Origin of the sequence: Yersinia vastinensis, assembly GCF_044905075.1 — a bacterium.
GTDB lineage: Bacteria > Pseudomonadota > Gammaproteobacteria > Enterobacterales > Enterobacteriaceae > Yersinia > Yersinia vastinensis.
In genome coordinates this window covers 2,117,091-2,131,120 of the sequence record NZ_CP173260.1, presented here as the reverse complement: position 1 = coordinate 2,131,120, position 14,030 = coordinate 2,117,091, and the positions used below count along the sequence as shown (strand labels likewise).

The following is a 14,030-nucleotide window of genomic DNA, read 5'->3' as shown; positions in this document are numbered from 1 at the left end:
AAATGAAATTTAAATTACTGACTCTGGCAGTGGCATCTGTAATTAGTTTTAGCTCTGTAGCAACAACTATTGACTATCGGCATGAAATGAAAGACACCAGTAAATCTGATCATAAAGACCGTTTACTGATCTCCAACCGCTTTGCTAATGGTTTTGGTCTATCTTTAGAAGGGAAATGGGGCCAGCACAGCTCCGATACTACCCCGAATAAACCATTCAATGAGCAAGTCAGTAACGGTACTGAAGTCGTTGCCAGCTATGTTTACCAATTTAATAAAACATTCTCATTGGAACCAGGTTTCTCATTAGAGTCTTCTTCCGACTCTAACAACTACCGCCCTTACCTGCGTGGTAAAGTCTCCTTCACTGATGATTTCTCAACATCACTGCGTTATCGCCCATATTACAAGCGTAACCAGCCAGCTCAGACTAAAGATACAGAAAAAGGCCATGAGTTCACTATGCTGTTCGCCTATAACTTCTTGAAAAACTATTCAGCTGAATATGAATTGAACTACAAGAAATCCGAAGACGAAATTCTGGCAAACAAAGAGAAAGAAGAATGGAGCCATGATCTGAAAGTGGCTTACAAATGGGATAAAAACTGGAAACCTTATGTTGCTATCGGCAACGTGGCAGGGAGCAAAACAACTGACGAGCGTCAAACTCGTTACCGTGTAGGTGTGCAGTACAGCTTCTAATTATTCAGGCGTTATGAGTAGTACCCTCATCATTATTTGTTAGATTATGCCCATACCCGTATTATTTTGGGGAAAAGTTGACTCCCAGTCGCTTTTCCCCTTTTTTTAGTCTCATCATCCCCCCCTAATGCATCGCGTAGTGCCGAATTATTCAGCCCCAACATTTTCGCCAAAGAACAAACATTGCGCAGCTCAATACCCACGTGGGATTGACCACTCATCACCAGAGAAAAATGAGACATTTAGTTACAGCGTAACGGCTATCTATAGCGAGATAAATCTCATATACTGGATATATCAACAGCTACAGATTCGGAATTCAAGTATGACAGGGGAAGGACACCTTATTTTTTCTGTCGCCTGCGTTATTTTTGCCAAAAAAGTCGGCCTTACGCCTGAACTGGCACATGGCGATTGGTGGCATATCATCCCTGGCGCCCTGTTAACTTCCCTGCTACCCGATATTGATCATCCAAAATCAATCTTGGGCCAGAGGCTAAAGTGGATCTCGACGCCTATTGCTCGCGCATTTGGCCATCGTGGCTTTACACATAGTTTGCTGGCAGTAGTAGGCGGTATTGCACTATTTCAAATGGATATTTCACGAGACTGGATTGTCCCAGCGGACGCATTTCATGCAATGATTATTGGTTATTTCAGTCACCTATTAGCAGACATGATAACACCCGCGGGAGTCCCTCTCTTATGGCCATGTCGCTGGCGTTTTTCTATTCCAGTTTTGCGGCCGCAGAAAGGTAATCAATTGGAACGAGTGCTATGCGTGCTATTAGTTTGTTTTTCCATCTATTGGCAAACCGACACCACTATTCCACTGCTATCCTATATGGAGCAATTGAAAAATTTTAGACTGTGATCACACTTTTATGGGCAAATAATAACCAATACGAATGCATTCCATACAAATAATTGCAAAAATTTATAAACAATTCTTTTTGGATATAAGTAGGTCACAGAGTAGCTGCTACCATACGCGGCTAGCTGCACAATTGACTGTGCCTGACTGTGTTTTCTATAAAAATAGAAACAGAATGCGCAGCCAGTATTTAAAATAATTATTTGGAGATTTGGGGATGAACCTACCGCTTGTGATTAATGTGCTGCTCTTTGTGGCACTGCTATTACTCTTGGCACAAACCCGGCATAAAAATTGGAGTCTGGCCAAAAAAGTTTTGGTAGGCCTAGGGTTGGGCGTGTTATTTGGTCTGGGGCTGCAATGGTTTTATGGTGCGGAAAATCCAGTACTGAAAGAATCTATCACTTGGTTCAATATCGTCGGCAATGGTTATGTGCAACTGCTGCAGATGATCGTTATGCCGCTGGTATTTGCCTCAATCTTAAGTGCGGTTTCTAAACTACATAACGCCTCTTCGCTTGGCAAAATCAGTGTATTAACCATTGGGACCTTGCTGTTTACCACATTGATAGCAGCGCTCGTCGGTGTATTCGTTACTAATCTCTTTGGCTTAACAGCCGATGGTTTGGTACAAGGAACACAAGAGTCGGCCCGATTAAGTGCTATCGAAAGCAATTATCTTGGTAAAGTGACTGACCTGACAGTTCCTCAGTTGATTCTGTCCTTTATTCCCAAAAATCCATTTGCTGATTTAACCGGGGCAAGCCCAACCTCAATTATCAGTGTGGTTATTTTTGCGACTTTCTTAGGCATCGCATCCCTGCAATTGCTGAAAGATGATGTAGCGAAAGGTCAGCGCGTACAAGTGGCTATCGATACATTGCAAGCTTGGGTGATGAAGCTCGTGCGTCTGGTCATGAAACTGACCCCTTATGGTGTATTAGCATTAATGACCAAAGTGGTTGCGGGTTCTAATATTCAGGACATTATCAAGCTAGGCAGCTTTGTTGTGGCCTCGTACCTCGGTCTGGCCATCATGTTTGTTGTGCATGCTGTGCTATTGTCTTTCACCGGTGTTAATCCGTTGAAATTCTTCCGCAAAGTATGGCCTGTGCTGACGTTCGCTTTTACCAGCCGTTCCAGTGCTGCCAGTATTCCGCTGAATGTCGAAGCACAAACCCGCCGCTTGGGCGTACCTGAATCTATCGCCAGCTTCTCAGCCTCTTTTGGTGCAACTATCGGACAAAATGGCTGTGCCGGGCTTTATCCTGCGATGCTAGCTGTTATGGTCGCACCGACTGTCGGCATTAACCCGCTAGATCCGGTATGGATTGCTACACTGGTGGGTATTGTTACCATTAGCTCCGCGGGGGTTGCCGGTGTCGGCGGTGGTGCAACTTTCGCAGCACTGATTGTGCTGCCAGCATTGGGGTTGCCTGTCACACTTGTTGCATTACTTATCTCTGTTGAACCATTGATTGATATGGGCCGTACGGCATTGAACGTCAGTGGCTCGATGACCGCCGGTACGATTACCAGCCAATTAATGAAACAAACAGATAAAAACATTCTTAACAGTGATGATGATGGTGATTTAGCTCATCAATAAACACTGCGATATTGTCATATAGAGAAAGCCAGTCTTCATGACTGGCTTTTTTATTTTTGGCCGCTGATGGGCTTATTTATGTAAATGGAACGAATAAATGGAGGCCACTATCACCCTTTTTTCAAGTTCGCGAAGGACGATATTTCTCAACCAATGCTAACGCAATGGCTTCTGTTTCTACATCAGGCACTCCACTGAAATCCTGCGCTCTAAAATGCATCTGGAATGCTTTGATGACTTGTTGCGTTTCATTATCCAGTTCGCCACTTTGTGGGATTTGATAACCATAGCGAGCTAATGCCTGCTGAATAATACTGACTGAGGCACTATCTTGCTTATTACGGCCATCAATATACTTTGTGACTGTCGCGTCATCTGGCCAGGCACCCACACCAAGTTGGGCCAAACGTTTCCATGGGAATAACGGACCGGGATCGGATTTTCTCAGAGGAGCAATATCGCTATGAGCTACAACATCTGTTGGGTCAATACCATAACGCTCAACAATGTCCTTCGTTAGCCGCTCAATCAATTTAATCTGTGATTCATTGTATGGGTACCACTCCCTACCCAACATCTTCTCTGTGAAGCCCTTATTGACGATTTCAATGCCTATCGAAGTATCATTGAGGCTAGAGCGCCCGTGCCAATTGCTAACACCTGCGTGCCACGCCCGCTGAGATTCAGGAACCAGCTGCAATACAATAGGTTTACCATCAATACTGTCAGGGTGGGTTTTGACCAAATAATGTGCGCTAACTTCACCCTGTGTGAGTATTTTCAACGAGGTAGCATCATCTGTCGCTGTATAGTGAAGCACCAAAAAACGCACTCGCTCATTTTGAGCAACTGAAGGCATACTGGTATCAACTTTATACTCGCCACGGTCGATCAATTTATGCGGTTTGCCGTTATAAGGGCTACTACACCCCGCCAGCAGTAATAATAGCCCCGCGCTTAATAACTTCCTCATCATCCTTCTCCCTATAATATGCTTAAGCACGGTTATAGTGACTCAACTAAATTAAATGGGCAGTAAACAGTACATTTAAATAATAACTAATAAACACGAATAATACTTACGCACGAGAAGATGCTAACGCTGCCGAAGATGTTATACGCCAACCAATAAAAAACGGCCCCTAAAAAGGGGCCGTTTAAGATGGAAAGGAATAAATAGTTATAATTAACAGCTGATTACACGTATCCAATAATTATACAGTATTTACCCTAAATAGAGATTTCCTTAGAAAGGATAATCGCGATAGCCCATCTGTTCTGAAATATTACGTGCCGCGCGGTGTAAAGATTTTACAATGTCACTCTTGTTGTCTTCAGAGAAACGTAATGTTGGGTATGAAATACTTAACCCCGCAATCACGACACCGAAACGGTCGAAGACAGGAACAGCGATACAACGTAAACCTTCTTCTTGCTCTTCGATATCTTCACCAAAGCCTTGCTCACGTACCTGATCTAACACGGGTAACAGTTCTGCTGCGCTGCCCAAAGTATGTTGAGTACTGCGGGTGAATTCGATATGAGACAAGATTTCTTCTACTTCTGCTCGGTCACGCCATGCCAGCAACACTTTACCAATTGCAGTACTGTGCAGTGGGTTACGACGACCAATACGAGAATGCATCCGCAGGTTATACATAGAATCAATCTTATGTATATAAACGATGCTGTCTTCATCCAAAGCACCCAAGTGAATAGTTTCACGAGTTTCATTGGATAATTCACGCATTTGTATATCCGCGCTACGAATCAAATCGACATTCTGTAACGCTTTGGCCCCTAACTCAAACAACTTCAACGTCAGGGAGTATTTCTCTGATTCGCCTTCCTGTGCAACATAGCCCAAGGATTTCATGGTCTGGAGGAAGCGGTACACTGTACTCTTAGGCATCATTACACGTTGAGAAAGTTCGGTAATACCAATTTCCCGCTCTTCACCCAATGCCTGTAAGATGCCAAAAACTTTCAGAACCGACGAAACAGAGTCGGGTTGTTTATCTAGATCTGCAATAGCCATTTTTTGGTTACCCTACTCAGTTTTCTGTGTTTCATAAAACAATACGTTTTAAAAAAAATAGAACAGTGGTTTTATTATAAAGGGAAGTCGCGAGACTGTGCAATAAACCAATGTGAATAATCGGATAAAAGCCTTGCAGACAGCAAATTAGCCTCTTTCCATGAAAGAGGCTAGTGCAAAATTTAACTATTTCCAGACAGATTCAGGCAATGTAGCCAAATATAATGCTGGTTTACCGTGAACATCCGAGGTGAACAGCACTTGTTTATCATCAGGAGTAAAAGAAGGATGCGGATGTGTTACCTGGCGGTCACCTTCGAATACTTTCCATGAAGTGTCATGACGCGCAACCCGATGTTGAGTACCGTTCTTCATGTTGAAGACATACAAGAAAGGATCATTTTCAATCTTATAGCCACTGTCATCTTGGACATCGACTGGGGCATCAGAACCGTCACCAACCATCAGAGTGCCATCATAATTACTCATAAGATGGGAACACGCTGGCATAGAAGTTAATTGGCGGTTCTCTAACGTTTCTGGATCAGCACTGCAAATAAAGCGATCTGTGCTGCCTTTCATGTAAGAAACATACACCAAGGCTGAACCATCTGGCACCCAGAATTCATGGGTGCAACTCTCGCCTTCTGCGTGAGTTTTTACCTTACGCATATTGGTGCCATCTTCATTGATTAGCCACATACGAGCATCAACCAAATCATGCGGGCCTTCGTGGCAGAAAGCGACCGTATTGTCATCGTATGGGCGATAGATTGGATGACCAAGCCACTGGTTTTCTTGTAAAATCACCGTTGACTCGCCAGTTTTCAGATCAACACGCATCAGACGGCAGCACGGTTTAGTGAAATAGAATTCGTGGAATTTCTTCCAGTCAGTCAATGGCTGCCAATCTTCACGTTTAATTTCAATCCCCACAAGTTTGGTGCAATCTGAGTTTGCTACCCAAGTGCCGTACCCGACCCATTCTTCTGGAACCTGATAAACCACGTTCTCTTCCAAAGAGGCCAAATCAACACGCATTAGATTACGGCCATCTTTGACATAAAACAGCGCATCATCATCAGGTGACAAGAAACCACCAAAAGTATTGTCGCCACGCCCTTCTGTCAGTTGTGTTGCCACCTGAGTATTAAGGTCCAACAAGTAGTAATTCCACGGACCATCAAAAGCACCGCCAAACAACAACTTGCTGCCATCACGGGTGAAACATTTTTGATAGAAATAGTTACGGTGGCAAGTAACATCTGGAGGCGTCAGACGAGTCACTTGTGCACCAGTAGAGGCATCCTGATAAGTATCAAATGTCAGGGGGATTTGTTTACCTTTGGCCATCCGGAAAGTCCTTAAAATCATCAGAGAATTAAAATTTGCCCACTGGGGGGAGCCTGTTCGGCTAATACTATCTCACATTATAGAAACGATGTTTCATTTTTCCGTGATCATGGTTCTGTTTTTACTGATTTACACAAATTACTGACCTTATCAGGCGGTTAATCTGGTTTGGAAAGGAGCTTCTATATCCTAGGTTACAAATAACCCAAATCTCAGGGATGCATTCAAGCGCAATAATCGTTAGCATAGAAAAAATCCCCTACCTTATTATTTTTACAGATAAAACCTATGAACCCATCAGCAACAGATGGAATGCCGGTTCCTCAGCGCTATGCAGCAATACTGGTCATTGCTTTAGGTATTACCATTGCAGTGCTGGACGGCACTATTGCTAACGTCGCATTGCCAACCATCGCCCGCGACCTCAATGCCAGCCCAGCGACATCTATCTGGGTAGTGAATGCTTATCAGCTGGCAATTACTGTATCTTTGCTTTCCATGGCTTCTCTGGGCGATATCATTGGTTATCGGCGGGTCTATCAGGCCGGCTTACTGGTATTCAGCGTGACCTCACTCTTTTGCGCTCTGTCAGACTCGTTATGGACGCTAACATTTGCCCGAGTACTGCAAGGGCTTGGCGCTGCGGCATTGATGAGTGTTAATACCGCTCTGATTCGTATTATTTATCCTCGGGCGCAGTTGGGTCGGGGGATTGGTATTAACTCATTGATTGTGGCAGTTTCTGCTGCAGCCGGGCCAACTATCGCCTCCGCGATATTATCCGTTGCATCCTGGCAGTGGTTGTTTGCAGTTAACGTGCCCATAGGATTACTGGCATGGGGGCTGGGCATGAAGTATTTGCCTGCCAATAATATGAAAAGTAATGGTAATCGCTTCGATGTCACCAGTTGCATAATGAATGCGCTGACATTTGGCTTACTGATCACGGCTATCAGCGGTTTTGCTCAAGGACAAAGCCCGACACTGATTGCTGCCGAAGTCATTGCGTTACTGTTTATCGGCTTCTTCTTTGTGCGCCGCCAACTTAACCAGTCTTTCCCTTTGTTGCCGGTGGACTTACTCCGTATTCCTATTTTTGCACTCTCAATAGGATCATCAATTTGTTCATTCACCGCACAAATGCTGGCGATGGTTTCGTTGCCCTTCTTCTTACAAAGCGTATTGGGCCGTGATGAAGTCGCCACCGGACTGCTACTAACACCATGGCCACTCGCCACCATGGTTGTTGCGCCCATCGCCGGGCGTTTAGTTGAGCGTTATCATGCCGGGTTACTGGGTGGGATCGGGCTGGCTGTTTTTGCCAGTGGTTTATTCCTATTAGCGATTTTACCTGCCGACCCCAGTGACATAGATATTATCTGGCGGATGGTGCTGTGTGGCGCTGGCTTTGGCCTATTTCAGTCACCTAATAACCACACCATTATTTCCGCAGCACCCCAACAGCGCAGTGGTGGTGCCAGCGGCATGTTGGGTACAGCAAGACTATTGGGACAAACTACAGGGGCTGCGCTAGTTGCGCTGATGTTTAATCTGTTTTCCACCAGCGGAACCCATGCATCACTGGTCTTAGCGGGGTGCTTTGCCAGCATTGCTGCGTTGGTCAGTTTGCTTCGCGTGAGCCAAAAACGTAGTTAAATTACTGATGATGAGATTGCCCCATTCTGATGGGGCTTTTTTATTTTCGAACATGACTAATTTTTATTCTTTATGTTGTAAAATGCAATCTAACTTAACTGATATTAATATCCTTGTTATATTCATTAAATTAGTATTCTTATATTTTATTTTGTATTAGTTTTAATACTTTCCCGAAGCTAATCGTTTTTCTTCCAATGTGACTCATTCCCTCCTCGGGTAAATAACTGAATTTCACATACAGTATTTCCCCGTTTTCCTTTTGCTTGGTGTCTAACTTATGCAATGCCTCATACAAACTTTTGAGATCACTAGGAATACCTGCTGTGTCAGTAATAATTTTACCAAAAGGTAAAAATTTTTGTACCTGCTCAACAGAAGCTATCAACAGATCGTTTAGAGGAAATAATCCGGTGAACCTCTCCTTGATAACATAAGGAGCGATACCCATGTAAATATCGGGCAGTTCAATAATATGATTTTCAATTCCGCTGGTTTCATTGTTTAACAAAAACTCTGTGACTTCAGCCGCAGTGCCAATCAGTACCAGCGGCTTGACTCCAGCTCCTTGCTCAGAAAAAACATATTCATTGTTGGAGTCTTTGACGGCTTTTTGCAGTTCGCCACGATCAACAATCACACTGTAATACTTCCCTTCCTTCACTTTTGGGACTGGCTCCCGCCACATATTAATTGTTGCCGCATAAGATGCATGAATACCTAAAATACCGACTATTAATAATAGTGATGATGACATGAGTTTTTTCATAATTAATCCATATAAAGTAATGTTACTTATTGAGTGTTAGCGAAATATAATGATTAAGGAATTTAGATTTAGCACAGCTTCTTGCATGGTGATGACATTTTTCTTAATAACGTATTATGGCGTAAGGATAATAAAGCGTATTTTTCCATTCAATGATGGAGAGATACAATCGTCATGATATGATTTTCCATTACCTCCATCTTATTTTTCATTATATATAATGATGAAAATCTTAATTTTAGCGCCAGAGCGAGTACGCAGATTATGAATTGGCACTTTGAATTTGAAGGAAATAAAGACGAAGAATAGTGGGATATGTTTGACGTATCAAACCTATAGCCCTGAATCTGGGGGGAACAGCTATAACGTAAAGGAGAGCCTCTCGCGAGACTCTCCTTTAATAGTATTATTGCTCTACCGGCATGTAGGTTATTTCAGATATTGACCAGAACGCAGAGCTTCAATACGTTTATCCAACGGTGGATGTGACATAAACAACTCACTGAAAGATTTAGATTTACCGTTAATGCAGAAGGCCATCATACTGCCCGCCTCTTGCGGCTCATAACTGGTTTTCAAACGTTGCAATGCGGCAATCATTTTCTCACGACCAACCAATCTTGCTGAACCTGCATCGGCATGGAATTCGCGATGACGCGAGAACCACATGGTGATAATGCTAGCAAGGATACCGAACACTAACTCCAATACCATTGATACCGCAAAGTAAACCATCGGATTGCCAGAACTACTCCCCTCATTATCACGATCACCAGACAAGAAGCCGGCAGCGACTTGTGCAATCAGACGTGAAATGAAGATAACAAAGGTGTTCACAATCCCTTGAATCAAGGTCATGGTGACCATATCACCATTGGCCACATGACTAATTTCATGGGCAATAACAGCTTCAGCTTCATCGCGGCTCATGTTTTGCAGCAGGCCAGTACTGACCGCAACCAAGGAAGCATCGCGGCGAGCGCCAGTCGCAAAAGCGTTGATATCCGGTGCCTGATAAATAGCTACTTGTGGCATGGCAATGCCTGCCTGCTGAGACTGACGACGAACAGTTTCTAGCAACCAGCGCTCAGTTTCGTTACGGGGTTGTTCAATAACTTCGCCACCCACAGAACGCAGAGCCATCCATTTGGACATCAGCAACGAAACGAATGCGCCGCCGAAACCAAACAGACCGGCCATAATCATCAGCCCTTGCACACTGCTGGACTGAATACCTGTCAGGCTAAGTACCAACCCGAACACCAACATAACGGCCAGGTTGGTGAGAAGGAACAGAGCGATACGCATCATAGAAATTTATTTCCTTATTGTGTTAATTGACGATCTTATTAAATCGACACGGCATTTAAGTCAAACTAGCCATAAACATGAATGATGACTTAGCCAAATTCTACTGAGATATGCTGATCGTATGGGCATCTGATAAATTTTCAAGGCTTGTTAAGTTCTAACAGAGTAAATCAACATAACTTTACAAATTTGGATACTTTTTATTACATATCAAGCTATTTTTTCGCCAATCTTTCCGCCTTGTCATGGAAAAAAAGTAAAAAAAATCCGGACTCTATTGAGCCCGGATGATTCTTCACACCTGAAACTACTTCACTGGTGTTGCTGTCGCTGTTGCCAATTGAGGCTCCACTTGCGGTTGCGCTTTTTCTTTATGAGCTAAATCCAGCGCGATATGCACAGTTTCATCCAGATAAGGGTCAGGTTCCTGATAGTCTTTTGGCAAATCCTCCAATGACTTCAGTGGCTTTTTCCCTTCACGTTTGAAGCGTTCATTCAAGCGGTTCAAACGCGTAGCATCATCATCATGATTCTCTTTTTCACGTTGTGCATAATTAAGAGAAATAATGTTTTTCTTATCTTTCAGTGCTTTATATCGCTCAATATCCTGTTGGATATGTTGAAACTCAGGATCTGCGGCAATACGCGCAGCATGAGATTTGAGCAACTCAGACTCAATAGGTTTCAAATCACCCGTTTTGGTATAACTGGCTGCATTGATGCTATCCCAAGGCAAGGCATTATCTTCGAAACTTTCACCTGTTTCTGCCGGATCTACACCTGTAGGCATCACAATATCTGGAGTGACCCCTTTACGTTGAGTACTGCCACCATCAACCCGATAGAATTTCTGAATGGTGTATTGCAAAGAACCCAATGCCGGCCATTCAGGACGTAGCATCTGATCGTAAATACGATTCAGCGAACGATACTGTTGAACCGTGCCTTTGCCGAAAGTTGGCTCCCCGACAATCAATGCACGCCCATAGTCTTGCATTGCCGCAGCAAAGATTTCAGAAGCAGATGCACTGTAGCGGTCAACTAAAACCACGAGCGGGCCTTTGTAGTACACTACACCGTCGGTATCACTGTCTTCGCGCACTTTGCCGTTGTTATCCCGCACCTGAACCACTGGACCACTTGGAATAAACAAACCAGACAACGAAACCGCCTCGGTCAGTGCTCCACCACCATTGCTACGTAAGTCAATGATAATGCTGCTGACATTCTGTTTTTCCAGCTTCTGTAATTGCACCTTAACGTCTTCCGTCAGGCCAACATAGAAACCCGGAATATCCAGTACGCCGACGCGCTCTTTACCGATGGTTTTCACCGACATTTTCACTGCACGGTCTTCCAGACGAATGCGCTCACGGGTCAGTGTCACCGTGCGTGGCTTGGTCCCTTTACCGGCAGGTAAGATTTCCAGACGCACTTTACTGCCCTTCGGTCCTTTGATTAAGGCGACAACATCGTCCAGACGCCAGCCAATGACATCAACCATTGGTTTACCGGTCTGACCGACACCAATCACCCGATCACCCACCGCAATAGTTTTACTTTTCGCCGCTGGACCACCTGGAACCATGGAGTTGATTAATGTGTAATCATCATCCATTTGCAGGACAGCACCAATACCTTCCAGAGACAAGCTCATCTCAGTATTGAACTGTTCAGTATTACGTGGGGATAAATAGTTAGTATGCGGGTCAATTTCGTGGGCAAACGCATTCATGATCAGTTGGAAGACATCTTCGCTATTACTTTGCGTCAAACGTTTGATGGCTGCCTGATAGCGCTTTGTCAGCGTTTCTTTGATTTCTTTATCCGTTTTACCGGTTAGCTTCAAATTAAGCTGATCGTATTTAACTTTTGCGTCCCAAAGCTTATTTAGCTCGGCTTCGCTGGTCGGCCACGGGGCTTTGCTGCGGTCAATATCAATGGTGTCATTGCCGGTAAAGACCATTGGTCTGTCCAACACTGACAACGCATATTGATAGCGCTCAAAACGGCGTTTTTGCGCCAAATTGAATAATGCAAACGGTGTATCTAGCTGACCTGATTTTAATTCATCGTCCAGCGAATGTTTTTTATCCGCGAACTGAGCCACATCTGATGCCAACAACACGTTATGGCTGTAATCCAGCATGTTGAGGAAGCGATCAAATATTTTGGCGGAAAACTGATCGTCCAATGCAAACTGACGATAGTGAGAGCGAGTGAAGCGCGATGTTACGCGCTCACTCACGGTTGCATGCTCTGGTTCCTGACGCAGTTGAGGAAGTTGATCAATACGATACGTTGTATCGGCCGCGTAACTCATCCCCGCCAGTAACAAGCCTGCGATTGCTGTTAGTCTGACAAAATTGTTCATGCCTAGGTTGGCCTCCGTATCAGAACTGCAAGTGTTCTGCGCGCACAATCATCGCCAGACCGGAAGATAGCTGCACCCGTACGCCATCTTTAGCGATTTCTAATACGGTTGCGTCCATCGCACTCTTACCTGCTCTGACTTTGATTTCTTGACCAATTTGCAGTTTAGAGATATCTGTGACCGGCACAGGGCGTGGCTGGTTTTCCTCAGCCTGTGGACGAGGTGGCCGAGCTTGTTGCGGGCGAGGTGACTGACGAGGCTTGCGGTTTTCCACAGCCGCACCCGCTTCACGACGCGGTGCAGGTTTTTTACCTGCCGGACGTGGGCGACGTGGCTCTGGGGTTTCACCCGCAGCAATGGCAGCTTCGCGCTTTTTAGCTTGTTGTTCAGCACGTTGTGCTTGAACACGGGCTTTCGCCTCTTCCAGCTGTTTACGGGCATGTTCAACATGCTGTTCTTCCAGCACACCACAAGGGTTGCCATCCAAATCAACACGCTCAGCTCCGACTTTGATCCCATAAAGATAGCGCCAGCTTGAGGTGTAGAGACGCAGCGCAGAACGCAATTGCGTTTTGCTTAAATTCTCTTCCCCCTGAACACGTTCGACCAGATCTTGAAAAATACCGATCTTTAATGGACGTGCTTCGCCTTCGGCGGTAAAACATAGCGGGAACCGCTCAGCCAAAAAGGCTATGACTTCTTTACTACTGTTCAACTTAGGTTGATTTTCCATGAAATTTCCTGATTACAACGGGTTGCCAACAAGCCGCAGGCATGAACAGGCGTCATTATAATGACGCTATCAGCAATTGCCACGTTATCCGTATATCAACTTGCAGTCTGTGTAACATATTTTGTACTGTCACAAAGCTCAAGATGCTCGCAAAGCCCCGCCACAACTGAGATTAAGCCCAATTCGTCGTCTTTATCAAAGCGATCATAAACTATGCTGTCGATATCCAAAACGCCGATAACTTTCCCCTGAACCGTGATTGGCAGCACAATTTCAGCATTGCTGGCCGTGTCACAAGCAATATGTCCGGGGAATGCATGCACATCACCGACTCGCTGAACGCGGTTTTCTGCCACCGCCGTCCCACAGACGCCTTTCCCGACAGGAATGCGCACACAAGCGATTTTCCCCTGAAAAGGACCGAGCACCAATTGATGACCATCGAGCAAGTAGAAACCCGCCCAATTTAACCCCTCAAGGCGTTCATAAAGTAAGGCGCTGGTATTGGCCAATGTGGCGATGAAATTGGTTTCACCCGCAATCAGAGCACTCAAGTCACGTTTTAATTCCGCGTAGAATTCTGCTTTTTTCATGTAATGACCGTTAGAAACC

Annotated in this window: 12 protein-coding genes; 4 read left to right on the top strand and 8 right to left on the bottom strand. The window is 44.7% G+C overall.

What is annotated here, in order from left to right; genetic code table 11:
• The first annotated feature begins 2 nt into the window (after positions 1–2).
• The 3 genes from ACIOG0_RS09880 (at position 3) to ACIOG0_RS09870 (ending at position 3,184) form a co-directional block, all read left to right on the top strand.
• Entirely contained in the window at positions 3–701 is a 699-nt protein-coding gene (locus ACIOG0_RS09880; RefSeq protein WP_128450814.1) for an oligogalacturonate-specific porin KdgM family protein, read from the top strand.
• A 325-nt stretch (positions 702–1,026) separates the two neighbouring features.
• Positions 1,027–1,575: a metal-dependent hydrolase gene (locus ACIOG0_RS09875; RefSeq protein ID WP_050097510.1), complete on the top strand. Its 549-nt coding sequence runs from the start codon at positions 1,027–1,029 to the stop codon at positions 1,573–1,575.
• Between the two features lie 217 nt (positions 1,576–1,792).
• Entirely contained in the window at positions 1,793–3,184 is a 1,392-nt protein-coding gene (locus ACIOG0_RS09870; RefSeq protein ID WP_050097507.1) for an L-cystine transporter, read from the top strand.
• 121 nt (positions 3,185–3,305) lie between these two features.
• Here the strand turns inward: ACIOG0_RS09870 and ACIOG0_RS09865 are convergent, their stop codons facing one another.
• The 3 genes from ACIOG0_RS09865 to ogl form a co-directional block, all read right to left on the bottom strand.
• Positions 3,306–4,157 carry an N-acetylmuramoyl-L-alanine amidase gene (locus ACIOG0_RS09865; RefSeq protein WP_050097505.1) on the bottom strand — a complete coding sequence of 284 codons (852 nt, stop codon included), beginning with the start codon at positions 4,155–4,157 and terminating at the stop codon, positions 3,306–3,308.
• Between the two features lie 273 nt (positions 4,158–4,430).
• Positions 4,431–5,222: a DNA-binding transcriptional regulator KdgR gene (gene kdgR, locus ACIOG0_RS09860; RefSeq protein ID WP_050097504.1), complete on the bottom strand. Its 792-nt coding sequence runs from the start codon at positions 5,220–5,222 to the stop codon at positions 4,431–4,433.
• Between the two features lie 186 nt (positions 5,223–5,408).
• Complete coding sequence (ogl, locus tag ACIOG0_RS09855) at positions 5,409–6,575, bottom strand: oligogalacturonate lyase (RefSeq protein ID WP_050097503.1); 1,167 nt, start codon at positions 6,573–6,575, stop codon at positions 5,409–5,411.
• Between the two features lie 288 nt (positions 6,576–6,863).
• On the opposite strand from ogl, the gene ACIOG0_RS09850 reads away from it, so the two are divergent.
• Positions 6,864–8,231: an MFS transporter gene (locus tag ACIOG0_RS09850; RefSeq protein WP_050097501.1), complete on the top strand. Its 1,368-nt coding sequence runs from the start codon at positions 6,864–6,866 to the stop codon at positions 8,229–8,231.
• Positions 8,232–8,370: 139 nt separating this feature from the next.
• On the opposite strand, the gene ACIOG0_RS09845 is transcribed toward ACIOG0_RS09850, so the two are convergent.
• The 5 genes from ACIOG0_RS09845 to ACIOG0_RS09825 all read right to left on the bottom strand — a co-directional run bounded on the left by ACIOG0_RS09845 (position 8,371) and on the right by ACIOG0_RS09825 (position 14,011).
• A complete protein-coding gene (locus ACIOG0_RS09845; RefSeq protein WP_404705008.1) occupies positions 8,371–9,000 on the bottom strand; it encodes a hypothetical protein in 630 nt (209 codons plus the stop codon).
• Between the two features lie 429 nt (positions 9,001–9,429).
• Positions 9,430–10,311 carry a protease HtpX gene (htpX, locus tag ACIOG0_RS09840; RefSeq protein ID WP_050097497.1) on the bottom strand — a complete coding sequence of 294 codons (882 nt, stop codon included), beginning with the start codon at positions 10,309–10,311 and terminating at the stop codon, positions 9,430–9,432.
• Positions 10,312–10,618: 307 nt separating this feature from the next.
• On the bottom strand, positions 10,619–12,685 hold the full coding sequence (gene prc, locus ACIOG0_RS09835) for a carboxy terminal-processing peptidase (RefSeq protein WP_050097494.1): 2,067 nt from the start codon (positions 12,683–12,685) through the stop codon (positions 10,619–10,621).
• Positions 12,686–12,704: 19 nt separating this feature from the next.
• Positions 12,705–13,418 (bottom strand): RNA chaperone ProQ, encoded by a 714-nt coding sequence (gene proQ / locus ACIOG0_RS09830; RefSeq protein WP_050097492.1) that lies wholly within the window; start codon positions 13,416–13,418, stop codon positions 12,705–12,707.
• A gap of 95 nt (positions 13,419–13,513) precedes the next feature.
• Positions 13,514–14,011: a GAF domain-containing protein gene (locus ACIOG0_RS09825; RefSeq protein WP_128450815.1), complete on the bottom strand. Its 498-nt coding sequence runs from the start codon at positions 14,009–14,011 to the stop codon at positions 13,514–13,516.
• Positions 14,012–14,030: the final 19 nt, after the last annotated feature.